Origin of the sequence: Aliiglaciecola lipolytica E3, assembly GCF_000314975.1 — a bacterium.
GTDB lineage: Bacteria > Pseudomonadota > Gammaproteobacteria > Enterobacterales > Alteromonadaceae > Aliiglaciecola > Aliiglaciecola lipolytica.
Genome location: NZ_BAEN01000067.1, coordinates 29,660 through 55,777 on the forward strand (window position 1 = coordinate 29,660; position 26,118 = coordinate 55,777).

19 protein-coding genes are annotated in these 26,118 nt (G+C 41.3%); 6 read left to right on the plus strand and 13 right to left on the minus strand.

Annotation, left to right across the window (positions count from 1 at the left end; all coding sequences use genetic code 11):
- Positions 1–21: 21 nt before the first annotated feature.
- The 4 genes from fusA (GLIP_RS17230) (at position 22) to GLIP_RS17245 (ending at position 5,699) form a co-directional block, all read left to right on the plus strand.
- Positions 22–2,124: an elongation factor G gene (gene fusA, locus GLIP_RS17230; protein WP_008845959.1), complete on the plus strand. Its 2,103-nt coding sequence runs from the start codon at positions 22–24 to the stop codon at positions 2,122–2,124.
- A gap of 63 nt (positions 2,125–2,187) precedes the next feature.
- Positions 2,188–3,372, plus strand: a complete 1,185-nt coding sequence (tuf, locus tag GLIP_RS17235; protein ID WP_008845595.1) for an elongation factor Tu — start codon at positions 2,188–2,190, stop codon at positions 3,370–3,372.
- 629 nt (positions 3,373–4,001) lie between these two features.
- The gene (locus tag GLIP_RS17240) at positions 4,002–4,502 is read left to right on the plus strand and encodes a hypothetical protein (protein WP_008845960.1); all 501 of its coding nucleotides are present in this window, start codon (positions 4,002–4,004) and stop codon (positions 4,500–4,502) included.
- Positions 4,503–4,700: 198 nt separating this feature from the next.
- Positions 4,701–5,699: a hypothetical protein gene (locus tag GLIP_RS17245; protein WP_008845961.1), complete on the plus strand. Its 999-nt coding sequence runs from the start codon at positions 4,701–4,703 to the stop codon at positions 5,697–5,699.
- A gap of 40 nt (positions 5,700–5,739) precedes the next feature.
- Here the strand turns inward: GLIP_RS17245 and rluF are convergent, their stop codons facing one another.
- Complete coding sequence (rluF, locus tag GLIP_RS17250; protein ID WP_008845962.1) at positions 5,740–6,480, minus strand: 23S rRNA pseudouridine(2604) synthase RluF; 741 nt, start codon at positions 6,478–6,480, stop codon at positions 5,740–5,742.
- Between the two features lie 150 nt (positions 6,481–6,630).
- Entirely contained in the window at positions 6,631–8,604 is a 1,974-nt protein-coding gene (locus GLIP_RS17255) for an alpha/beta hydrolase family protein (protein ID WP_008845963.1), read from the minus strand.
- A 435-nt stretch (positions 8,605–9,039) separates the two neighbouring features.
- Here GLIP_RS17255 and GLIP_RS17260 point away from each other — a divergent pair, with 435 nt between their 5' ends.
- Entirely contained in the window at positions 9,040–10,449 is a 1,410-nt protein-coding gene (locus tag GLIP_RS17260; protein ID WP_008845964.1) for an MATE family efflux transporter, read from the plus strand.
- Between the two features lie 78 nt (positions 10,450–10,527).
- On the opposite strand, the gene fusA (GLIP_RS17265) is transcribed toward GLIP_RS17260, so the two are convergent.
- The 11 genes from fusA (GLIP_RS17265) to GLIP_RS17315 all read right to left on the minus strand — a co-directional run bounded on the left by fusA (GLIP_RS17265) (position 10,528) and on the right by GLIP_RS17315 (position 25,037).
- A complete protein-coding gene (gene fusA, locus GLIP_RS17265) occupies positions 10,528–12,615 on the minus strand; it encodes an elongation factor G (RefSeq protein ID WP_008845965.1) in 2,088 nt (695 codons plus the stop codon).
- A 268-nt stretch (positions 12,616–12,883) separates the two neighbouring features.
- Positions 12,884–13,900, minus strand: a complete 1,017-nt coding sequence (locus tag GLIP_RS17270) for a GGDEF domain-containing protein (protein ID WP_008845968.1) — start codon at positions 13,898–13,900, stop codon at positions 12,884–12,886.
- Positions 13,901–13,949: 49 nt separating this feature from the next.
- Positions 13,950–14,408, minus strand: a complete 459-nt coding sequence (locus GLIP_RS17275; RefSeq protein ID WP_322786228.1) for an NfeD family protein — start codon at positions 14,406–14,408, stop codon at positions 13,950–13,952.
- Positions 14,408–15,346, minus strand: coding sequence for an SPFH domain-containing protein (locus tag GLIP_RS17280; RefSeq protein ID WP_008845970.1), 939 nt, complete (start codon positions 15,344–15,346; stop codon positions 14,408–14,410). The genes GLIP_RS17275 and GLIP_RS17280 overlap by 1 nt, the downstream gene beginning before the upstream one ends.
- A 220-nt stretch (positions 15,347–15,566) precedes the next feature.
- Positions 15,567–18,914 (minus strand): amidohydrolase family protein, encoded by a 3,348-nt coding sequence (locus GLIP_RS17285; RefSeq protein WP_040523437.1) that lies wholly within the window; start codon positions 18,912–18,914, stop codon positions 15,567–15,569.
- A 171-nt stretch (positions 18,915–19,085) separates the two neighbouring features.
- Positions 19,086–20,015: an ATP-grasp domain-containing protein gene (locus GLIP_RS17290; RefSeq protein WP_008845972.1), complete on the minus strand. Its 930-nt coding sequence runs from the start codon at positions 20,013–20,015 to the stop codon at positions 19,086–19,088.
- Between the two features lie 76 nt (positions 20,016–20,091).
- Complete coding sequence (locus GLIP_RS17295) at positions 20,092–20,277, minus strand: hypothetical protein (RefSeq protein ID WP_008845973.1); 186 nt, start codon at positions 20,275–20,277, stop codon at positions 20,092–20,094.
- Positions 20,278–20,383: 106 nt separating this feature from the next.
- Entirely contained in the window at positions 20,384–20,605 is a 222-nt protein-coding gene (locus GLIP_RS17300) for a response regulator transcription factor (RefSeq protein ID WP_008845974.1), read from the minus strand.
- A 30-nt stretch (positions 20,606–20,635) separates the two neighbouring features.
- Positions 20,636–22,795: a peptidase domain-containing ABC transporter gene (locus tag GLIP_RS17305; protein ID WP_008845975.1), complete on the minus strand. Its 2,160-nt coding sequence runs from the start codon at positions 22,793–22,795 to the stop codon at positions 20,636–20,638.
- Positions 22,795–24,048 carry an HlyD family secretion protein gene (locus GLIP_RS17310; protein ID WP_008845976.1) on the minus strand — a complete coding sequence of 418 codons (1,254 nt, stop codon included), beginning with the start codon at positions 24,046–24,048 and terminating at the stop codon, positions 22,795–22,797. The genes GLIP_RS17305 and GLIP_RS17310 overlap by 1 nt, the downstream gene beginning before the upstream one ends.
- A gap of 680 nt (positions 24,049–24,728) precedes the next feature.
- Positions 24,729–25,037, minus strand: a complete 309-nt coding sequence (locus tag GLIP_RS17315; RefSeq protein ID WP_008845978.1) for a DUF962 domain-containing protein — start codon at positions 25,035–25,037, stop codon at positions 24,729–24,731.
- A 227-nt stretch (positions 25,038–25,264) separates the two neighbouring features.
- Here GLIP_RS17315 and GLIP_RS17320 point away from each other — a divergent pair, with 227 nt between their 5' ends.
- On the plus strand, positions 25,265–26,110 hold the full coding sequence (locus tag GLIP_RS17320) for a thioredoxin family protein (RefSeq protein ID WP_008845979.1): 846 nt from the start codon (positions 25,265–25,267) through the stop codon (positions 26,108–26,110).
- The last annotated feature ends 8 nt before the right edge of the window (positions 26,111–26,118 follow it).

Consider the following 26,118-nt stretch of genomic DNA (forward strand, 5'->3'; position numbering starts at 1 on the left):
AAGTTTCTTAGAGAGGATTAAATGGCTCGAAAACATCCAATTGAACGCTATCGTAATATCGGAATCGTTGCACACGTTGACGCGGGTAAAACGACAACGACTGAGCGCGTTTTATTCTATACCGGCTTGTCTCACAAGATTGGTGAAGTCCATGATGGCGCTGCCACAATGGATTGGATGGAGCAAGAGCAGGAGCGGGGGATTACGATTACCTCCGCTGCAACTACTTGTTTCTGGTCTGGCATGCAACAACAGTATGATCAGCACCGAATTAACATCATTGATACGCCGGGACACGTAGACTTCACTATAGAAGTTGAACGTTCTTTGCGTGTACTTGATGGGGCAGTAGTTGTTTTCTGTGGCTCGTCGGGCGTTGAACCCCAATCTGAGACTGTATGGCGTCAGGCTGATAAATACCGTGTTCCGCGCATGGTATTTGTTAATAAAATGGACCGTGCAGGTGCTGACTTCGACCGTGTAGTTAAGCAAATTCACAATCGTTTGGGTGCTAATTGTGTACCTATTCAATTGAACATTGGTTCTGAAGAAAACTTCAAAGGTGTTATTGACCTGATCAAGATGAAAGCCATTAATTGGAATGAAGCTGATCAAGGCATGACATTTTTATACGAAGAAATTCCTGCAGACTTGCTAGACAGAGCGAATGAACTTCGAACTGAAATGGTCGAAGCTGCAGCAGAAGCTTCTGATGAACTAATGAATAAATATCTGGAAGGCGAAGAGCTTTCCGAGGAAGAAATTAAATCTGGGCTACGGGTTCGTACACTGAAAAATGAAATTGTAGTGGCGACATGTGGCTCAGCGTTTAAAAACAAGGGTGTACAGGCTGTTCTTGATTCGGTCATAGAATTTTTGCCAGCGCCTATCGATGTACCGGCTATTAAAGGTGTGTTGAGTGATAAAAACGAAACCGAAGCAGAGCGTCACGCTGATGATAGCGAACCGTTTTCTGCCTTAGCGTTTAAAATTGCCACTGACCCATTTGTAGGTACATTGACTTTCTTCCGTTGTTATTCTGGCACAGTAAATACAGGTGATGCTGTTTATAATGCCGTTAAAGGTAAAAAAGAACGCTTTGGTCGAATAGTGCAAATGCATGCTAAAGACCGTGAAGAGTTAAAAGAAGTGCGCGCCGGTGATATCGCTGCCGCTATTGGAATGAAAGATGTGACTACCGGAGACACCTTGTGTGATCCAAATCACATTATTACCCTCGAACGTATGGAGTTTCCTGAACCGGTTATTTCTATTGCGGTTGAGCCTCGTTCTAAAGCAGACCAGGATAAAATGGGTGTTGCCTTGGGTAAACTTGCCGCAGAAGACCCTTCTTTCCGCGTAAAAACTGACGAAGAATCTGGACAAACAATCATCTCAGGAATGGGAGAGTTGCATTTGGATATTATCGTCGACCGCATGAAACGTGAGTTCAATGTTGAATGTAATGTGGGTAAACCCCAAGTTGCATACAGAGAGACAATTCGCAAGAGTGTGGAAGTGGAAGGGAAGTTTATTCGACAATCAGGTGGACGTGGTCAATATGGTCATGTTTGGTTGAAGGTCGAGCCTAATAAAGAAGGTGCGGGCTACGAGTTTGTGAATGAAATTGTGGGCGGAATCGTCCCCAAAGAATACATTCCATCTGTAGACAAAGGTATTCAAGAACAAATGCAAAATGGTGTCTTAGCAGGTTATCCTGTGCTAGATGTCAAAGTCACTTTATATGATGGTTCTTTCCATGATGTTGACTCTTCAGAAATGGCGTTTAAGATAGCCGGTTCAATGGGCTTTAGGAATGGTGTCGAAATCGCTAATCCTGTATTGCTTGAGCCGACTATGAAAGTTGAGGTCACCACACCAGAAGACTGGATGGGTGATGTCGTCGGTGACTTAAATCGTCGCCGCGGCGTGATTGATGGCATGGATGAAGGGGTAGCAGGTATAAAAATAGTACGTGCTAAGGTTCCTCTTTCGGAAATGTTTGGCTATGCTACTGCATTGCGAAGCGCAACGCAGGGGCGAGCTTCATACTCTATGGAATTCTTTAACTATGCTGAAGCACCAAATAATGTGACTAAAGCGATAGTTGAAGCAAGAAATTAATCTAAATGAAGGTTCGGTCCGGTCTGTTACAGGGTCGGACTTTTAAATTAGGAAACGAGAAAAATGGCTAAAGAAAAGTTTGAACGCACGAAACCCCATGTAAACGTCGGTACAATTGGCCACGTTGACCATGGTAAAACGACGCTAACAGCGGCAATCACTACAGTTCTAGCAAAGACCTATGGTGGTGCAGCATCGGCGTTTGATCAAATTGATAACGCTCCAGAAGAGCGTGAGCGTGGTATCACTATCTCCACTTCACACGTTGAGTATGACACGCCTAAGCGTCACTACGCACACGTAGATTGCCCAGGACACGCGGATTATGTTAAGAACATGATCACCGGTGCTGCGCAAATGGACGGTGGTATCCTAGTTGTTGCGGCAACAGACGGTCCTATGCCTCAAACACGTGAGCACATCTTGTTGGGTCGCCAAGTTGGTATTCCTTACATGATCGTATTCATGAACAAATGTGACATGGTTGACGACGAAGAGTTGTTGGAATTGGTTGAAATGGAAGTACGTGAACTTCTAACTGAATACGAATTCCCAGGTGACGACTTGCCAGTAATTCAAGGTTCAGCGCTAAAAGCGTTGGAAGGTGATGAAGCATGGGAAGCCAAAATCATTGAGCTTGCAGAAGCACTTGATAGCTACATCCCAGAGCCAGAGCGTGCGATTGATAAGCCGTTCATTTTGCCAATTGAAGATGTATTCTCAATCTCAGGTCGTGGAACAGTAGTAACCGGTCGTGTAGAGCAAGGTATCATCAAAGTAGGTGAAGAAGTTGAGATTGTAGGTATCAAAGATACAACGAAAACAACTTGTACTGGTGTAGAGATGTTCCGTAAGTTGCTTGACGAAGGTCGTGCAGGTGAGAACGTTGGTGTTCTACTACGTGGTACTAAGCGTGATGACGTAGAGCGTGGTCAAGTATTGGCTAAGCCTGGTTCAATCACTCCTCACACTCAGTTTGAAGCAGAAGTGTATGTATTGTCTAAAGATGAAGGTGGCCGTCATACTCCATTCTTCAAAGGCTATCGTCCACAGTTTTACTTCCGTACAACCGACATCACTGGTGCAGTAGAATTACCAGAAGGTGTAGAAATGGTAATGCCAGGCGACAACTTGAAATTCAAAGTTGAGCTAATCAACCCAATCGCGATGGACGAAGGTTTACGCTTCGCAATCCGTGAAGGTGGCCGTACTGTTGGTGCTGGTGTTGTAGCAAAAATCATCGCTTAATCGCGAAGTCAGTTACACAAGATTAAGAAAGCCGCTCATTGAGCGGCTTTTTTGTTTTCCGACGTCAGTAGAACGGGCTTTAGCCCGTGGATGAAGGTCAATACAGCTTACAGGGACTAAAGTCCCTGCTACGGGGTTTAGGTATTAACTCTGTGGGGTTAAATCACAGGTATGTAGCACGGGCTTTAGCCCGTGGATGAAGGTCAATACAGCTTACAGGGACTAAAGTCCCTGCACAGGGGAGCAGGTATTAATTCCGAGGGGTTAAATTACAGGCGTGTAGCACGGGCTTTAGCCCGTGGATGAAGGTCAATAAAGCTTACAGGGACTAAAGTCCCTGCTACGGGGTTTAGGTATTAATTCCGTGGGGTTAAATTACAGGTATGTAGAACGGGCTTTAGCCCGTGGATGAAGGTCAATAAAGCTTACAGGGACTAAAGTCCCTGCTACGGGGTTTAGGTATTAATTCCGTGGGGTTAAATTACAGGTATGTAGAACGGGATTTATCCCGTGGAAAAGGTCAATACAGCTTACAGGGTTTGAAATCCTTGTAACATTACTGGTGATAATTTCTTGACCTTTCTGCCTCTATGGGGATAGCCTTTAGGTTTTGCCTTTTCACGAGACAAATGCCCAAATTCAATCGACTATTGGTTACGTTAGACATGCTTTCACAAGATATTGTGGACGAATTGAATTTGCCTGAAATCCAGCAAAACGAAAAAATTTCTAGCCACTATCTAAAATTAATTACGCAATATTGGCAAGCGTCTGAGTCATTACAACATTGTGCAAACGAGTTGACCGAAAAAGGCTTCTCAAAGGCTATTTCCGAGAAGCGAATGTGTGTTCATCTTGTTAATAAGAAAGTGCTATTAATTCAAAATCGCCTACTAGAATATGCAATCGAGTATTACAAGACGAATATCCGAATTGATGAATTGCGGGATGTTGATTTTTCAGAAAATGCCGATAAACGCTTTGATTTGTTAACCACCCGAGCGATTAAATATAAATCCCAGTACAAAGTTGTAGCCCGAGCATTAAATAAAATCGAATACCAAAGGTTGATTAAAAGTGTTGGCTTGCCGAAATTTGATTGGGGATGGGATACGATTATCGCCCCATAATCTACTGGTTAATTTTACTATTATTTAGCCTTTTCCCCTAAACTGAATAAGCTTCCATTCTTAAAATTACCATTTTATAATTCTAACGTATTGATTATATTAGCTTATTTTATTTGGTTCAGTTTTTGCTATTTGTTCTTATAAATCGAAGGATTGTACGCCAAACGTAGTTAAGAATAATTATAATCGGAGCCAAAAATGTATAACGATGAAGATCTAAATCAAGCTGTTGAGGCCGGGATTTTTACCAATGATTCGGTCAGCCAGTTCAAGTCACATATAGCTAGCTTAAAAAACACTTCTCTAGCTGATGAAGAAAATTTTCGATTGATAACCGGGTTTAACGATGTTTTTGTGGTGATCGCCAGCGGATTATTGTTGGCGTCGATCGGGTTTTTAGGCTTTCATATATCCCCCATGTTAGGAACCGCTGGTGTTGCTATAGCCTCTTGGTTTTTAGCGGAATTTTTTGTGGTCAAGCGTCGTATGGCACTGCCAGCTATCATGTTGTTACTGTCGTTCTTAGGTGGTGTTTTCGCAACGCCATTGGTCAATTATCAGCATCCCAATGAAATAGGGTTCGTCATAGCTGGCATCGTAACTTCAATTGCAGCTATGTTGCATTGGCGTAGATTCCGCGTTCCTATCACAGTCGCAGCTGGTGTCGCGGCGATTTGTGGCAGCATTATAGCTGTTGTTTTGGCAAGTTTCCCAATTGCAATTACATGGGTAAATAGCATGTTATTGATTGCAGGGTTATCAATTTTCGGCTTAGCCATGTATTGGGATGCATCTGATCGCAAACGTCAAACACGTTCTTCAGATGTGGCTTTTTGGCTGCATTTAGCTGCGGCTCCACTAATAGTTCATCCAATATTTTCGTCTTTAGGGGTGTTACAAGGTATTGGTGGTGTATCGGTATCATTGATGGTCGTTGGGCTTTATGTGTTATTAGCTATGATTTCTATTGCAGTCGATAGACGTGCGATAATGGTGTCGGCACTCGTCTATGTTATCTATGCTTTCTCAACCTTATTAGAGACATACGGCATGGTAAGTTATAGCTTTGCAATTACCGGCTTATGCATAGGTGCGACTTTGTTGCTATTATCCGCTTTTTGGCAGGTCAGCCGCAGACAAGTCGTCAAAGTATTACCTACACCAGTGCAAATGTTGTTGCCCGAAGTTCACGCATAAGCCAATTCACGACCCATAATTTCACAGCGGTTTTGTGGGTCTAGTCCGCTGTTTTTTGCGAACCTTTGAGTGCTTCATTCAAGGTTCGCATTTCAGTTTCGCTCAAATTGCGCCACTGACCGGGATATAAACGTGATAGATCGATATGCATGATGCGTGTACGCTTTAATTTACTTACCTCGTAACCCAAAAACTCACACATTCGCCGAATTTGTCGATTTAATCCTTGGGTCAAAATAATCTTAAATTTGTATTTACCCATTGGACTAATTTTACAAGGCTTAGTGACTGTGCCTAAAATCGGGACGCCAGCGGCCATTTGCGCCAAAAAACGCTCACTGATAGGCTGAGTTACAGTAACTTCATATTCCTTGTCATGCGCGTTTTCAGCTCGTAATATTTTATTGACGATATCGCCGTCGCTAGTGAGTAAAATTAGTCCTTCTGAAGGTTTATCTAATCGACCGATGGGAAAAATTCGCTGTTTGTGACCAATCGCATCGATTATATTTCCTTTTACGTGGCGCTCAGTAGTACAAGTTATGCCAATAGGTTTGTTATAAGCGATGTAAATACGATCTGATTTATTCTCAGGTGTGGCTCCGATAAGCTTTTGGTCAACTCTGACTTCGTCGCCTTCAAGTACTTTGGTACCAAGCTCAGGAATTTTGTTGTTTATAGTGACTCGATTCTGCTCAATTAATTTATCAGCTTCACGACGAGAGCATAAACCTGTTTCGCTGATGTATTTATTGAGGCGTTTACCTTGTGCAATTGTCATAACTGATAAAATTGTTTGATGTCAGAATTTTTATGGTGGTTAGTGTAAGCGTTTTGTCGTAAAACTGATATAGCGACTGATTCTGTTATCACTTGATAATAAGGGCAACCGCAAGGGATGTTCCTGATGCGGTTGCTTATTTTGCATATTCTATTTATTAATGTGCTGATTAATAAATTCTTCGAGCGCTGCATATACTTGTCTTCGTCCCGCCTCTTGAAACAGGCCATGCCCGCCTTTTTCAAAGTTTATGTAGTCTGCCTTTTTACCTACGGCTTCAAAGCTGGCGAGCATCGCTTGGGCATTTTTAACCGAAACGATGGAATCTTTTTCGCCGTGAATTAACAATACATCTGATTTGATTTTGTCTGCATAATTCACAGGAGAGAATTGAGCTAGCTCTCGCGCGTTGGTGCCTAGGACTTTTTCAAAATAACCTCGGCCTCCATGACTCTTCATGTAAATGCTATCAGTATATGCATAGTTTAAATCGTAAATACCAACATAGCCTATGGTGCAGTTGTACAGTTCAGGCTCGCGCACACTGGCCATCAATGCTGCATATCCACCATAACTAGCGCCATACACACACATTCTTTCGCCGTCTACATATCCTTGGCTGACAACATATTTAGTGGCGTCGGTGATATCTTTTATCATCTTACCTCCCCATTGCCGATAGCCCGCTTGTTCAAACTGTTTACCATAACCACCAGAGCCGCGGAAATTAACTTGTAATACCGCATACCCTCGGTTAGCTAAAAACTGCACTTCACTATTAAATCCCCATGTTTCACTTATACCGTGGGGACCACCATGGATAACGACGACCATAGGGGGTTTTTCATTTTCCTTTTGTGCTAATGGCATGGTCAAGTAACCGTGGATTTCCATATTGTCTTCAGTGGTGAATTGAAATGCTTGCATTGGAGCCATAGTGCGCGGGTCTAGCCAAGAGCGGTTCGACCAGATAAATTCTGCACCCATTTTTTCAGTGTCAAATATGTAGTATTCGCCTGGATTGACATCACTCGAGACCCGCACCAACAGCTTTTTCCCATCTCGAGTTGCACTTGTGATGTTAACTTCCTGTTCACCGAAGGCCTCAACTAACATCTTATGCAGCTTGGCGGTTTTGTTTTCCTCTACATAATGATATTGCGGTTTACCCGGATAAGAAATACCAACTACCGGCATATTGGTTAAAGGCTCCCGATTGGTATAAGCGATATCGGCTACCATACTGTCAAAAACCGGACTAAGTTTTTTGCTGGTGAGATCTAAAACGTAATAAGTATTTAAATCTCTTTTTCCGTAACTACCCGTTAGTAAAATCTTTTTACCATCATTGCTAGTGCCAGTTGGAACTAGGTCTTTGTTGACCCCAAAAGCATCTACAATTTCTAGCCATTGTGAATCACGATTTTCTCTATATGCTCCATGAACTTCTAAATTTTCATCATGCCATTTGATAAAATTAATTTCGCCCATTTTGTTGGCAATAGCTTGAGCTCCAGGATGGGGAAGCACCTCGACTTTAGTTTTGCGGCCGTTGAATATATTTAGCTTAGAAATAACTGAGTGTTTTTTGCGTAAGTCGTACCAAAGGTTATGTTCTAAGGTCCAAGGGTGTTCCAATATCAAGATGTTTTTTTCATCGTCTACCAACAAGCTAATTATTTCGGGCGTTGCGTAACTGGCTTCGCGTTTTTTGGTTCTTGTACCGCGATCGCCATTCTCTCTTGCTCTCCAGCCATACAGCATTTCTTGTTTACTGCCATCAACATTAATCGCAAATAACTCTCCTGTTGCAATTGGCGCATCATAGCGTAATCGTTTTTCAGCAAACTGATAAACCACTCTTTCATTACTGACCCATTGAGCAGTATGAATAACATCACCCTCTTTAGGACGCACACCACCTACTATTTTCATGTTTTTTGCGTCCAAAAATACTAGGCTTACTTCACCTTCATGTTGGATGCGAGCTAAAAGATGTTTGCCATCAGGAGATATGACCATATCAAGATAGTCACTATGTTTTGAAAATTGCTCTACGGGGATTTGTTCGGCAAACGAGGGGATACAAAATAATAGCAGGGCTAATATTAGACGGGTTTTCATATAAGCTTCCTTAGCTTCTTCCATGAGTATTCGATGTTTTTGTCTCAATATTCTCTATCCATAAGGACAACTTCGGAGACTTGTAAAACCATAACTAAAAAAATCTATTTTGACAATTTATTTACCCAAAACAGTACCTAAGGTGTGTTGACAATTAATCCCAAAAAGAGCATATTTTGAGCACTCCAAAATTCGAGGCCAAGCCAATGAACAATTCACAACCTCATTGCTATGCAGAAATAGCACTTATCGCCTCGAAAATATGCGTTATTGTCACCGCGTTCACGCTAACTAAAATTCAATAGCCGTCTTTTTTCCGAGGCAACTATATCTAACGTTCTTCGTTAGTTGATTACATATACTCGGACAGTCTTCTGTTCAATCTCTCTTATCCCTTTTGAGGTATCTCATTAGGTTGAATACATAGGTTTTTAAATGACAGAACATCATTTACACAAGCGTTCCATGTGGGCGTTATTCAAACAAGCTGTGTCTGGTAAAGTGCAACATGACTTTACTAAAGGCTCTATAGGAGTGGCTGCATTTTTGCTTGCCGTGCCAATGGTGTTAGAAATGTCGATGGAAGCGATATTTGCTTTAGTCGATATATTTTACGTGTCTTTTTTAGGTTTTGAGGCAGTTACCGTAGTTGGCTTAACAGAAGCCGTGTTATCGATATTGTACGCATTGGCTATTGGCTTGAGTATGGGCGTAACTGCCATGGTCGCGCGCCGTATTGGCGAAAAAAATCAATCCAAAGCTAATTTAGTTGCTGGACAAGCGTTGTGGTTAGGGTTGCTTGTTTCTTTGTTCGTTGCAGCGATAGGGATGTTGTTTGCAAAGGATATTTTAATCTTTATGGGGGCTGAGGCAGAAGTTTTAGCCCTTGGGATTAATTACACCACAATAATGTTATGTGGTTCAGCTTCAATTTTTTATCTGTTTTTGATCAACGCAATTTTCCGTGGGGCAGGTGATGCATCTGTAGCAATGCGCTCTTTATGGTTAGCTAATGGGATTAATCTGGTTCTTGACCCTATTCTCATATTCGGTTGGGGGCCATTCCCAGAAATGGGCGTAACCGGAGCTGCCGTTGCAACCACAATTGGACGAGGTATTGGGGTCTGTTATCAACTTTATTACCTCTGTGGCGTTGCTGGAAGAGTACAGGTTAACTTGCAATCTCTAAGACCAAAATTTGCAGTTATGGCAGAACTACTAAAAGTATCTGTGGGCGGAACATTGCAGTTTTTGGTAGCGACTGCGAGTTGGGTTGTACTGGTAAGAATAGTGGCTACTTATGGCAGTGCAGCCGTCGCTGGGTATACGATAGCAATTAGAATTGTGATGTTCACTTTGCTGCCAGCATGGGGATTAAGTAACGCTGTAGCTACGTTAGTGGGGCAGAATCTGGGCGCTGAGCAACCAGAACGCGCAGAAAAATCGGTATGGCGGGTCGCTCGGTATAATGTCATTTTTATGCTTAGTGTCGCGGTTATTTTATTTGTGTTTGCCAAAATAATAGTCGCCGCATTTAGTACAGATCCTAACGTTGCTGAATATGCCGTTCAGTGTTTGCGTTATGTTAGTTTGGGATTTGGTTTTTACGGACTTGGCATGGTTGTAGTACAAGCGTTCAACGGTGCCGGAGATACCATGACACCAACAAAAATTAATTTGTTGTGTTTTTGGGTCGTTCAGATTCCGTTAGCTTACGGGTTATCATCCTATGCTAGCTTAGGACCATCAGGCGTATTCTGGTCCATCGTTTTTGCACAATCGCTAATGACCGTCGTGGGGGTTATTGTTTTCCGCCGTGGTAATTGGAAATTACAGCTTGTGTAGTTGAATTTTATATAGCCGAGGCAATAAAAAACCCGATTAAATAATCGGGTTTTTTGATGAACTAACTAAAAGTATAAATTACTTCTTAGCGTTACGTTCTTTTGTCTCAGCGATAACTTTTTCAGCTACGTTCATAGGACAAGGCATGTAGTGGCTGAATTCCATAGAGAATTGACCACGACCAGATGTCATTGTACGAAGTGAACCGATATAACCGAACATTTCAGAAAGAGGTACGTCAGCTTTAACACGAACACCTGTAACACCTGCTTCTTGATCTTTGATCATACCGCGACGACGGTTAAGGTCACCAATTACGTCACCAACATGGTCGTCTGGCGTAAATACGTCAACTTTCATGATAGGTTCGATTAGCTGAGGCCCTGCTTTAGGAATTGATTGACGGAATGCACCTTTTGCTGCGATTTCAAAAGCAATTGCTGATGAATCCACGGCGTGGAATCCACCGTCGTATAACTCAACTTCAACGTCAAGCACTGGGAAGCCGGCAAGAACACCAGTATCCATCATGCCTTTAAAGCCTTTTTCAATTGCAGGGAAGAATTCTTTTGGAACGTTACCACCAACAACCACTGACGTGAATTTGAAACCAGAACCCGGCTCACCAGGACGGATACGGTAGTCAATCTTACCGAACTGACCAGAACCACCAGATTGTTTCTTATGGGTATAAGAATCTTCAATTGGTTGTGTAATAGTTTCACGGTAAGCAACCTGAGGTTGACCTACTTCTAGCTCAACGCCGTAAGTACGCTTCAAGATATCAACTTTGATATCCAAGTGAAGTTCACCCATTCCTTTCAGAATAGTTTCACCAGAATCTTCATCAGTTTCTACTTGGAACGTTGGATCTTCTGCAACCATCTTACCGATAGCAATACCCATTTTCTCAGTAGAACCTTTATCTTTAGGAGATACAGCGATAGAGATTACTGGCTCTGGGAAAATCATTGGCTCAAGCGTACAAGGGTGCTTAGGATCACACAAAGTATGACCTGTTTTCACGTTTTTCATACCAACGATAGCGATGATATCACCAGCTTGTGCAGAGCTAAGCTCCGTACGATCGTCAGCGTGCATTTCTACCATGCGGCCAACACGTTCAGTTTTGCCAGTGAAGCTGTTTAGTATGGTGTCACCTTTACTTAATTTACCTGAGTAAATACGGATAAAGGTTAATGCACCAAAACGGTCATCCATTATTTTAAACGCAAGCGCACGGAAAGGTTCGTCAACAGAAACCAAAGCAACTTCACCAGTAGGTTCACCGGTTTCTTCATCAGCTAGTTCCTGAGGATCAACTTCAGTTGGGCTAGGCAAGTAGTCAACTACTGCGTCAAGTACGTTTTGAACACCTTTGTTCTTAAATGCAGAACCACAAAGAGTAGGGAAGAAGTCTAGTGCAATTGTTCCTTTACGGATACAACGCTTAAGATCTGCAATAGAAGGTTCTTCACCGTCCATGTATGCCATCATTAGGTCGTCGTCTTGCTCAACTGCTGTCTCAATTAGTTGTTCGCGGTATTCCGCTACTTTGTCAACCATATCAGCAGGAACATCTTCAACTACGTAGTTTTCTGGTAAACCAGTGTCATCCCAGATGTAAGCTTTTTGCTCTAGTACATCTACAACACCTACGAAGTCATCTTCGATTCCGATTGGTAATGTCATTACTAGAGGATTTGCGCCAAGTACTGTTTTAACCTGCTTAACAACACGGTAAAAGTCAGCACCCATACGGTCTAGTTTGTTGACGAAAATAACACGAGCAACTTCTGAGTCGTTCGCATAACGCCAGTTAGTTTCTGATTGTGGCTCAACACCACCAGAACCACAGAAAACACCCACTCCACCATCAAGTACTTTTAGTGAACGGTAAACTTCAACTGTGAAGTCAACGTGTCCAGGAGTATCGATAATGTTAAAGCGGTGATCTTTCCAAAAACAGGTTGTCGCTGCTGATTGGATAGTAATTCCGCGCTCTGCTTCTTGTTCCATGAAGTCTGTTGTTGATTCACCGTCGTGAACTTCACCGGTTTTATGAATTTTACCGGTAAGTTTCAAAATACGTTCGGTAGTGGTGGTCTTACCCGCGTCAACGTGGGCAAAAATACCTATATTTCTGTAATGAGATAATTCTGACATTGGTCCACTCTGTGTCTAATAAAAAATTGCGCGGCATTATACAAAAATTTTCGGCAGGTTACATTGTTTCATTTGCCTTAAAAATCAGCAGTTTAAAAATAATTCAAAAATCCCATCAAAAAAATCTTTAATTTCAGTTGTTTAACAACAATGGTTGGGTATTTAATATTCAATGAAAAAATGTGGTTTTTGGCGGTTTTAGCCGATTTTGCGGAAATAAACCCGAATAATTGATGATTTCAGATTAAAAACACCATTAATCCTAGCGCTAGGACATTGGCATAACGCGATTTCGTCCAAGCCTTTTGGCTTCATATAATAATTTGTCTGCTCGCTCGATTACCGCTGCGGAATGTTCGTTAGTTTCAATTTGAGCCACGCCAGCAGAAACGGTTATATCGCCTAAAGACTGACCAGTACGACGGTCTTTTACGGTGATTTTTTCAATTGTACGACGAACAACATCAGCCATGTGCCGTGCTCGTGATTGATCAAGCCCCGGCATAATAACGGCAAATTCCTCTCCGCCGTAGCGAAAAGCTTGGGCATTGTCTCGGCAGCAACTTTGAATTTTTTTAGCAACCGCCTTTAATACTAGATCGCCCATTTGGTGGCCGTATTTGTCATTTATCTGTTTAAAGTGATCAATATCGATAAGCGCTAGACTGCATTTTTCTAGTTTTAATTTGCTAGTTAGTTCAGAGTCAAAATAGCGACGATTGCATAAACCGGTTAACGCGTCATAAAGAGCTTCTTGTTGACTGGCTTCTAATTGTGATTTTAAACGAGCAATTTCTTTTTCCGCACTTGCCAGCGCGCCATTAAAGCTTATGGTACTTTGTCTAATAACTTGGGACTCTTTTACCATATTACGCACCAGACCTAGCACTTCTTCTACAGTCCATCCTTCTTTTTCAACTTTACTTAAATCGTCAATACATGAATCCATCAAGTTTTTATATTCTTGCGTTTCTGATTTAGTATCTTTAAGAGATTGAGATAATTCGATCATCATTCCTTCAATGGACTGACGAAGGTCCCAGACGTTTACTTCTTCTTTGTCAGAAATGTAATGACGATACAAATCTTTGGCTTTGAGTTCTGATAATTGAGATTGATTCTCTACCGCCGCGTCAAGCTGCTCATTTAATTCGGGCAAATCATTACTAACGTATGTGTACCACAGGGCATAGTTCGTAGGCACAGCTGAAATTTTGTGTTTTACCAACAAAGGAACGGTCTGCTTCAATGTGACAAAGGATTGCTCAATATCTTTTGCTGACATGTTTGTTTCTCTATTTGAGTTGCGTAATTAGGTGCGTCCACTGAATAATTTAGTCACTCAGTTCGACATAAAATATACCTACATCCGCTTTGATAACTTTTACCATGCTACCCGCCGCAATTGGCTGCGCACTTATCAATTTCCACTGTACACCGGAATAATGATAATACGGGTTTTGAGTCGCCGATACGTCGTGTCCGAGTATAAAGCTATGACCAATTAAGTCACTTTGGGCTGGTTTGTTATCGACTTTTTGTTGGATGTTTTTAAGTGGTTTCCATAACAATAGAGCGTCAATGGCAGTCAATAAACCCACCGTCAAAGTGGCACTCATCAATGTATCAGGAATGATATCAACATAAATCAGAGCTCCTGTAACCACACAGGCAACGCCCACAAAAAACAATATAAAAGTCGCAAAGCCTAAAATTGCGATTTCCACCGCTAACATTATTAGGCCAATAACAATTAAGCTTTCGGCCAGATTATTACTGAAAAACTCCATCATTAACTGCTCTTGTTCATGCTATTTATTACAGTCATAGCTTGTGCTACTACCGAGGCGGCTTCGGTTGCACCATCTGGTAATAGTACGATTGATGACTCTTTGGCAATGGCTTGTTTAGCTTCAATCGCTTTGGTAGCCAGATCTAATTGAATTGCCTTTTGCCCTTCTTCAGTATTCGCCTCAACACCTACTTTACGAAGTGCTTCTGCTTGCGCTTCAGCAACGGCAACAATTGCTTTTGCTTCCCCTTCGGCGCGTAATACTTGCTCGGCTTTATCCGCTTCGGCTGCCAATACGACAGAGGCTTTATTACCTTCAGCACGGTTTATTGCGGCTTGTCGATCCCCTTCGGATTCAAGAATTTGCGCGCGTTTTACCCGCTCTGCTTTCATTTGTGCTTCCATCGCTTCCATAACAGATTGCGGTGGCACAATATCTTTTATTTCATAACGAAGAACCTGAATACCCCAAGGGCCGGCGGCATCATTAATAGCTGCAACAATATTGGTATTGAGCATGTCGCGTTCTTCGAACGTTTTGTCTAGCTCCATTTTACCCAGCTCTGAACGCATGGTTGTTTGCGCTAATTGGGTTACCGCAAAAACGTAATTGTCGACACCATAAGTTGCTTTATACGGATCCATAACCCGGAAATACAATACGCCATCAACGGATAACGAAATATTATCTTTAGTTATCGCACTTTGTTCAGGTACATCTACCGCTTGCTCCTTAAGAGAGCGATCGGCAGCGACATTATCAATAAACGGAACAATAAAATTTAAGCCTGCTTCTTTAGTAGACTGAAATTTACCAAAACGTTCCACTAAGAAAGCGCGATTTTGAGGCACAAATTTGATGGACGATTTAATTAAAACAATGACAAAAATTAATAATGCAGTTTGAACCGTAATGATATAGTCGAACAAAAAATCCATATGCTAATACTCCTAATTTACGTCTTTTAGCTAAAGTTGACTTGGAAATTCAGGCTACTTTATCCCACTAATTGTTGTGCTAAGCAAATAAACCAGTGAGCAATTAAAAGACAGTTTAGTATAGATTGTTAATTTAAAGGGGCGTTGAACATAATTTGACACAAAAAAGGGCGCATATAAATGCGCCCTTTCAAATAATTAATCGAATTATGAGCTTAGTCTAGTGCACCCATTTATGTTGTTTACCTTTTTGATGCACTCTGGCTTCAGTTTCTTTAGGCATAAAGCTTTGATTGTCCTGCTCAAAGAAAAACGCCTGACGCTTTTTCTTACTATTAACTTCATTCATTGTGGCTGCTTCGTAAACGCGTCCATTGATCACCGTGTAGTCAACAAACTCACTACGCTGAAGATCGGTTAACACATCACCGTCAATCACCACTAAATCAGCTACTTTACCTACTTCGATGCTGCCAATTTGTTTGTCCATTCCCAAATGCTTAGCACCGTCGATTGTTCCGCCCCTTAACGCTTCCCACGGTGTGAAACCGCCTTGCTGCATTGACCACAACTCCCAATGAGCTGCCAATCCTTCGCGCTGACCATGGGCACCTATTTGCACACCTACGCCATTATCTCTAAGTACTTTGGCATATGAAGCAACATTAAAGTGATTGTATTGGTTGTCTGGTGCAGTTGGGCGACGAATCGCTCGTTTGTCGATGATATGAGCAGGTGTGTATCGCATTAAGCGTGGATTTTTCCATACTTCTGTACGGTCGTACCAATACTCTTCACCCATCAAGCCACCGTATGAAACGACAAATGTGGGTGTGTACCCAGATTTAGTTGCTGACCACAAGCTAGTTAAGTCGTTATATCCCTTAGCGATAGGTAAAGAGTGTTCTAATCCTGTGTGACCGTCTACTACCATGGTAATGTTTTGCTGCAACTTACCGCCACCTTCAGGCACGACCATTAAACCAAGCTCTTTTGCCGCGGCTAACACTTGTTGGCGCTGGTCGCGGCGTGGCTGATTATAACTTTTTACCGATATTGCACCGACGTCTTTGAGTCGTTGTAAATGATATTTTGCGTCTTCAAAACTTTTAATGATAGCTTTGTATCCTAATCCCTCAGCGCCATATAAGATGGTGCCAGTAGAATAAATACGTGGAGCTACAATCAAGCCTGCTTTTTGCAGCTCAGCGGCTGAAAAAATTTCAGTGGTGTCGTTAGACGGGTCGTGAATGGTAGTAACACCAAAGGCTAAGTTTGAATATTGATTCCAATTTTGTTGCGGAATAATCTCATTGCTTCCTTGTGATCCGTGTGCATGGGTATCAATTAGGCCAGGAATCACGGTTTTGCCTTTCGCATCAATAACTAAAGCTGATTTTGGTATTTCTATCTCATCTACTTTTCCAATCGCTTCGATCTTATTGTCTTTGATCAAAACGACTGCATTTTCAATCACTTCTTGCTGGTTATCTGCATCACGCATGGTGATGACCGTGCCGCCAACGATAGCTTTATAGCCTTCTGGCATGTCTGCTTTATGGTTAAAGGATAAATTTATTCCTTCACTTACTGGCTCTGGTAAGGTTTCTGGAGAATCTGGCAAAAATTCAAAAGCGTCTTTTAATTCGCGTTCAAAATAATGCGGACCGTGATACCAAGAAAGTGTTTTATTATCAGGAAGCCAAGTTAAATACTCACCAGCTCGACTTGATACTTGTTTGATTGGTGTGGCGGTACTTGTAGGTCCAATATTCTGGCGTTTACCCATTTCTTTGAAAGGAGCAACATAGGCATTGTATTGGTGTACAAAAGCAATCCACTTTCCGTCATGGGATAATCGATATTCGTTAATTTTGTCTGCACCGTAGAGATGCTCTCGCTTGTCTTCGCCGTTTAAATCAACACTAACTAACTGTGTTTCCGTGTAAGGCGTCCCGCCGACCACAGTCGTATAGTAAACGCGCTGGTTCGATCCTGCAAAATGCGGAGCAAAGCCACTTTGCGCAATTCGCGTATGCGACTTTTCATCAATGTTGACTACATACAGGCCCGGTTCAACGGACCACTTGGGCGACAACAAGTAGCCTCCAGTCACTTTTCTATAAGTCACTAGTTCACCGTCTAGCGAGAAACTCGGCTCAACATAATGCCCTGGATTTTTCGATATAACCTTACCTTTACCGCCACGTGCAGACACTATTCTGATCGTGCCTAAATCTTGGTCATTCCATGTGGTGTAAACAATCTTTTTACCGTCATTGGAATAACGCGGATAATTTTCGTCGTGATCGTTTTGTTTGGTTAGGCGTTTCACTTTGCCTGACTTTAAATCTTTAACGTAAAGCTTACCCAACGCTTGATATACGATATTTTTACCATCTGGCGACTTTTGCGCCCAACGTATCATTTTTATGTCAAATGATTCAGGTGCAACATCAACATCGAAACGCACAGCTTCAGCATATTGTGCGGTCGTCGACAAGTTTACGGGAATAGTTTCAACTTTCAGATCATTAACATTTAACTTGTGGAATTTACCACCAGTCCAAAATACTATGTTGTTTGAATCCGGGGTCCAATCAAAATATGCAAAATAACCTTCGCTACCAAAACCTTCTTGCATATCTCGCTCAAGATCTTGATATAGCACTCGCTCAGTCCCATCGGTTAAATCTTTTACAAATAATGCCGTGCGATTTTTGATTCTGCGAATAAACGCTATTTGCTTGCCATCGGGGGATGGAGTGGGAACAATTGCGCCCCCCGTACCACTAATGAAACGTTCTTCTTCTCCGCTGTCTAATTCGTAACGGGTAATTGCAAAAATTGATTTGAGCGGATCTCGGTTATAATTAAAACGTGAACCAGCGGTTATATCTTGAGTGAAGTAAACGTATTTTCCATCTGGAGAAAAGGCGGGATCTGCAATGTTCTTTTGATCAACCTTGCCATTAACGCGAGCCTTTAACTGAATGCCATCTCCACCAGAAAAGTGATACATCCAAATTTCACCAGCTGGAATACTACGACTCGACATGATGCCCTTGGTTGCCAATACATACTGACCATCTGGACTCCACTTAGGTGAATGCATGATATTGTTTTTTTCTTTAGTAATTTGTTTTAAATCAGTCCCATCAGTATTCATCACCCAGATATTTGAAAGCCCACCTCGATCTGAGCTGAACGCTATTTTTTTACCGTCTGGACTAAACGCAGGTTGAATATTCCAAGCGAAATCCTGAGTGAGTGATGTCGCTTTTCCGCCTTCAATATCGACAATAAAAATATCGCCCAAGGTGTCAAACACCATCTGTTTACCGTTAGGCGAAATATCTAAGCTTGCCCAAGTGACTTCATCTGTATCTATTTCTAGTGAGGAAAGCTCGAATGGTGGGTTTAGTACATCCCACTCTTGTTTTTCAGACGAAGGGGAATTAGCTTCTGAATCTGCGCTTTCATCTTGAGCTGCATAATTATTTGCGGAAAATAACAAAGAAATGCTTAAAAGTAAGTAACCCACTTTTGCGCTTCTATTGAATATCATCATAGAGAATTCCTGTGGTTTTATTATTAATTTGAATGTCGTTTCAATTAAGATCGGCGTCACTATACACACAAGTTGGGTTAACTAAAATGCTTCAGGGCTAGTACACAACAGGCGGTATGTATGGATAAAGCTACACTTTACTTTATTTGATTTTAACTAATCTGTGCGTTAGCCAACATCACAGAGGTGACTTGACTGCGTGAGAGACTGAATTAGCATTTCGGTTATAGGGTAACCGGTAAGTTGTTCAAAATGGATAAACATCGGACTCGGATTCGCCTCTAGAAAGTAATAATTACCACGGTGATCTCGCCGCCAATCAATTGCAGTCCAATGCATATTAAAGGATTTGGTAAGTCGTTTAGCTAATATTGCAATTTGCGGTGGCGTGGGGGTGGGAATATGAACCGGATTTGATTGCATTCTAAAATCAACTTCATCACTTACTATTTCTGCGCTATACACGTGAGAACCAATCACATAGGTACGGATATTAGTGCCTTGAATGTATTCTTGAATGGTTACCGGGGCATACTTCAATACTTTTTGCAGATGTAATAAGCTTAATTGGTTTTTGTCAACCAAAGTGGCATGCGCTCCACCATATACAGGTTTAAACAACAATTTTTTAAATTGTTTTGCAAAAGCAAGTAAGTCTTCACTTTCGTTTCCTATATATGTTTGTGGTATCTTTGCTCCTATCGTTGCAGCTTTGTGTAGTTGCCGAGGTTTGACTTTATGTGAGTCAAAAACCTGCCATGAATTAATCCAATGAATACTGGATTCATCAAAAAACGTGCGTAAAGCACTGGAGCTATCACTCATTGCAATTTGATATAGTGAAGGATTAGTCGTGTCTTCTAATCCAGGCGGTCCTACGCTGCTCCAAAATACACTGTGAATTTGTTCAAATCGATATAGCGTTGAGTTCAGCCGCAAACCTCCTTGAGCTAGTACGGGGTTCCAACTGATGCCATGACATGACGGATATTGCGAAGTGTCAAATAGGGCTGCTTCTACACCCGCTTTATGGCAGGCTTGCAACATGTGTAAGGCGTGACAATCTTGACTAGCACCTAAAATGATAACGACTGACATAACAATCCTTGTTACTTTTTTATAGGGAAATTCTATGCAGATGGGCGTCTAAGTAGACAGCCCATCGCAAGGACGTTTAGTACCAATTACCAAAACTTCCACCTTCTTCTCCAATCGCCATGGTGGTTTCCATTGGCGGTTTAATTGGAGTAGGTGTTGGTAATTTCACTTCTTTAGGAAGTCGGTGCTCAATCGTTCCTCCGGCAATTTGCTCGGTGGTTAAAATAGTAAGTTCCATTTTAGTATTGAATGGATGTTCCATATCATTCTCCTTGTAAATTTTACGTTGTTTAAGTGCCGCACATCATGTGCTGACTCTTACAGTATGGCTGATTTACGCCCAAAGTTAACTGTACTTGGGTACAGTTTTAAACCGCTTCATACGCGCTTGAAAACAAGGTACGCAACATTTTTCGGTTATTAACTGCTAACTTTCTAAAAATATTCGTACAATGAAATTTTACGGTTCTTTCGCTGATAAACAATTGTTCAGCAATGGATCGGTTACTTAGTCCTTCACGCACTTTATTTGCAACTTGCGCTTCGCGTTTAGATAGCTTGTGTTGATACAACTCCAACATGTTTTCCATTTTATTTTTCCTTAAATATTAGGTTAATGTTTACGGCTGTTTTATCGACGAAGTGACATCGCGCAATTGACCCGATTCCAAGCGAAACACTTTATCTGCGCTGGCGATGGTTTCAGGACGATGTGCGATGACCACTCGTGTGATCGATAACTGTTTGATATGGTTGTTTATGGCCATTTCGTTCTGTACGTCTAAATGGCTGGTGGCTTCATCAAGAAAAAGTATTTTGGGCTCTTTATATAGTGCCCTAGCTAATATAATGCGTTGTTTCTGTCCGCCACTGAGGTTGGCCCCCATGTCTCCTACCAGCGTGTTGTATTGCATGCTGGTTTGCGCAATATCATCGTGAACGCATGCTAAATTAGCGCAATACACTACTTTCTGCATATCCACATTGCTGGTTAAGCAAGCGATATTTTCGGCTATTGAACCTGTCAACAACACATCATCTTGCATAACAGCGGCGATATTTTCTCGGTAAGTTTCAACACTGGATAAGGGGATTCCATCCACTAAGACTTGTCCTTGAGTGGGTTGCAATAAGCCCATCATGCACTTCATCAAAGTACTTTTACCGCAACCACTAGCGCCGATAATTGCGATGGTTGAGCCGGCTTTGAATGTTTGGTTAATATTGTGGAAAACAGGGCTATCTACTTGGCTATAAGAAAATCCCAAATTTTGCAAAGTCAAATCGCCACTGATGTTGTTGAAAGAGATGTCAGCGTTACTTATATGTGTGTTTTTAAGCTCTTTAACCATGGGATCTTTGGGTGTGTAAACCACATCCGCGAGCCTCTCACAGTGTAAGTCCAGCATGCGAAACTCAATCCACTTTTCAATTAAGTTATCCATTGCATTAATGAAGCGTGATTTGTAACTGACAAAAGCAAACAACATTCCCACGCTCAAAATATTGTTCGTGACAGCCAGCGCGGCAAAATAGATAACAATGATGTTTTCCAAACCAAAGAGGATTTTGTTTGCTGTATCAAAACTGATATGCCAACGCTGAAGACGAATTTCTTTGTTCATAGCTTCAGCCAGTTTGTTCTGCCATTGACTCTGCCTATCCGTTTCTTTTTCGAAAAGCTTGATAGTTTGAATTGCTCTAACCGACTCCATAAAGTGACTATTTTCTTTTGCAGTAGAAACAATACTTTCTTCAGTTAAGCGTTTGAGCGGTTTATAAAAAAGAAATCGTAGCAAGGCATAAAGAAACACGACGCCCAAGACAATGAGAGTTAACTTAATGTCGTACAAGAACATTACCCAGACAATTAGGATGGCCATCAGTCCATCAACAAATATCGTTACTAAACCCGTGGTCAGCAGTTCACGAATACTTTGCAATGACCCAAATCGTGAAACAACGTCACCCATGTGTCGTTTGCTAAAGTAATCCATCGGTAATCGAATTAAATGGGTAAAAACATTTGCAGCCATTTGAATATTAAGACGACTGGAAAGATTTAGAATCACCATTTGACGCACATACGATGTGCCAGCATCTATCAACAACAATAAACCAAAACCAAATGCTAGCACTGCAAGTAAATTGTAATCCGAACGCAAAATGACATCGTCTATGACAGTTTGCATATAATAGGGCTGAACTAATGCAAATATCTGGATGAATATTGAAAGTAATAAAATCAAACTTAAACTACGTTTAAGACCAGTGATGCGGTTCCAAAAATGACTAAGAGCTAACTTACGTTTTTGTTTTCCTTTTTCGAAATCTGGAGTCGGGGTCAACTCTAACGCGACACCTGTAAATAACTTGTCGACTTCAGCGAAATCTAAAATACGTTCTCCAATCCCTGGGTCGTGTATATGCACTTTATTTTTAGTGACTTTCTTTAACACCACAAAGTGTTTTAGCTCCCAATGCAATATGCACGGCGTTTGCAGTTCAGCCAATTGCTCCATCTCGAGACGCAATGCTCTGGAGGTCAGCTCCATTTGTCCGGCAATCTGCATTATTTGTTTCAGTGTTGCGCCATGCGCAGAAATAGAAAATCGACTGCGGATACTGGTTAAGTCTATTTCGTAGCCATAAAAACCACTGATCATTGCCAGACATGCTAAACCGCATTCAGACGCTTCTGTTTGCAAAATGCAGGGAAGTGATTTCCGGCTACTGAAATTGAGTAACTGCTCTGGTCGACTAAAGGTTGTGGTCGTCACTAGATTCTCCCCCGCAAGCTTAATAAAGGTTCGAATATCCATTCCAGTAAGCTACGCTCACCTAACTGCACGTCAGCTGACAGTGTCATTCCTGACTTTAACGATAACTCTTTACCGTACGCAGAAACCCATTGAGACTCTAACGTCGCATGCACCAGATACACGGGCTCTTGAATATTCAACGGAGCAAAATGCACTTCATTGGGTAGAATTATTGAATCTGAAACACTGGTGATGGTGCCTTGATAAAGCCCAAATTTTTGGTAGGGAAATGCATCGTAACGGATTTGAATCACTTGACCTTGTTCTATAAACCCTATGGCTTTAACGGGGATCAATAACTTTGCTTGAATGACACTGTCTCGCGGAACCACTGACAGTAAAGGCGTATTGATATTCGTTTGTTGGCCAACTTGAGCTTGCAGGTTCGACACAACCCCATCTCGGGTTGCTTTGAGAATATGCCTACTTTGACCTTCCAGTTGCGCAATTTTTAACGCTAGGTCACTTAATTGAGATTTAATTTGGTTTGCTTGGTTTAATTGATTTTGCGGCAGTGTAAGTAAGTGGTTTTTATTCGTATTGATATCGTTATTTAAATTAATTTTTTCTCGTTGCAGTGCTTGTTCTTGGTTTTGTAACGCTAATTTTTGCTCTAAAAGTTCTTCTAAATCTGCTTTTGATAACAGGCCTGATTTACGCATTGATTGATAATTGTCATAGCGCGACGACACCAGTGACTGCCGTTTTTGCAATGTGCTGATTTGGGTATCAAGTCGAGTAAGATCTTGTTCCATTGCAACCAATTTAGATTGTGCACTTTGAATGCTGATAGCATCAATAATGTCGGATCTTTCTAACTGTGTTAACAGAATACGCTGCTGATTTTTGTACTCTTCTAACAATGTTGTTTGTAGGCTAGTGCCGCCCAAAAGAGTACGGTCACCATCGATAACAACAAGTGTTTGCCCAGCAGTTACTTGTTGTCCTTCAGTAACTAAAACCTGTTCAATTCGTCCGGAAGTGGTTTGCGGGAATAGCTTCATTACGCCATTTGGCGGCTCTAGCCAGCCCTGCACACTTTCTTTTCTGGCATATTGGCTAGTAACCAGCCATGCAATGACTGCGACAATCCAAGCGCTAACACAAAGTGTGATGAAAACATGAGAGAAGGTGGGAATAAGCAAAATCTCCCCATGCAGTCTATCCTTTTGATGTTCGATAGCACTTTGTCTAAACAGACTTTGTTGCATCACGTTTTCCTTTATCTGCTTTTAACGCCTAATATTGTTGTTTTCTACAAGCTATAAATCGCTTTAGATGGTGTTGAGCAAGTAGTATCCGTCCTTGGAATTACTGCTCCTTGTTGCAGGAAATACATGCTGACGATGCCTGATGCGTGATTAAAATCATCTCGGACAGAAAACAAAGAATAATTTTTGTTTCGTTGTCTACAATGTGCTTTCTTGCTTTGGTTTCCTTACCAGTTTTGGTATTTAAACCGTCTTCCTTGTTGCCTCCTTGCAAATCAGATTGGTAGCCTCCTTGGCATCAATCGGATAGTACAGCTAGGCGTTCCTTGCATTAACGATCCTTCGTTAGTCCATTTCTGACACATTCCGTTTGTGTCAGGGTCATTTTCCTTAATGACGAGATAAGCCTAAGTAAGTGAGGAATAAATGCGTTGTAATTTTGGGGCGAAAAATTATACAAATGGGACAAATGTTAAAAAAACTTTAATTTTCAACAGTTAAAAAGGCAGGTTTTATAAAAATGAGACAACAACAAGTAAATTTGGGACATACACAGTTTAAGAAAAGAAATAAGATAAAAAATTGCACACCGAGACTAATACCCACAAAAATAAAAAAAGCGGTTAAATTTGCGTTGCTTATTATTGAGCGCTGATTTGCAGAGCAAAGGCTAGTTGATGCTAAAATTCTACTTTGCCGACCAGCATATCTTTAAACATCACCCAGTCTCCCAAAAAACTATAGAAAGGGTATGTAAAAGTTGCAGGACGATTATGTTCAAAAAAGAAGTGGCCTACCCACGCAAAACCATATCCTAAAATGGGTAATAGCAAAAAGTACCACCATTGCTGAGTGACAAAAATAAAAATCAAGGTCAATAATATGAGCGATGATCCAACAAAGTGCAGCCTACGGCAGGTTTTATTTTGATGCTCACGTAAATAAAAAGGATAAAATTCTGAAAAGCTTTTATATTCTTTATCGGCCATTATTTCTGTCCTTTGTGTTCGGATTGATTTCATTAAACCATATGTCTTTGGCAAACAATGTCGTTTAATTGACATTTTAGTGCGAGGTCGCAAAAATTGACGCCCTAGAATAGGGCAAAATTCTATTTGTCTAGGTTGCTTTTTAAAATCATTGCCCCCATCTCACACCCAATCGTTTAAAAGAGCGTTTCATTTAACGGAACGGCAAATTCAACAAAGAGTTTAACATGCAAAATTTCGTCAACTTGAATATAGAGAATTTTCAGCAAGTCATTATTGAAGAATCTAAACAAAAACTCGTTCTGGTGAACTTTTGGGCACCAAACTTGGAGATGTGCGAACAACTTACGCCGATCTTGGAATCGTTAGCGAGCAAACATGCTGAACACTTGATTTACGCAAATGTGAACTGTGAGCAAGAACAACAAATTGCTCAACAATTTGGTATTCAAAGCTTACCCACTGTCATTTTAGTCAAAGATGGTCAACCTATTGATGGTTTTGCTGGACCAATGATGGAAGAGCAAATCAAGGAATTGCTCGAAAAACATCTACCCAATGCAGAAGATGGGTTATATGAAAAAGCGGTTGAACTAGTTAATCAAGGCGATTATCAGCAAGCATTTACGTTAGCGAAACAAGCGCATGATCTTGACTCAAAGCGCGCTGATATTGCCCTAATTATGGCAGATTGTTATGTAGAGTTAGGCAATACCAAACAAGCTAAACTTATTCTAGATACGATTCTTCTCGTTGATCAAAATGGCTATTATCACAGTATTGTCGGGAAAGTTGAGTTGCTTGAAAAAGCGTCAGAATCGCCGGAAATAAAACAATTACAGGCGCAATTAGCAGAACAACCAGATAATTTACAGGTGAAAGTAGACTTGGCCATTCAATTACACCAAGCCAATAAACCTGAAGAAGCACTGGAGTTGCTTTTTGCTGTATTGAAAAAAGATTTGGCCTTTGGAGAGGCGCGTAAATATACCTTAGATATGATTAACGCTATGCCAGATGGCGATCCATTGAAGTCGCAATCACGCCGTAAAATGTACAGCTTATTATACTAAGCTCACAT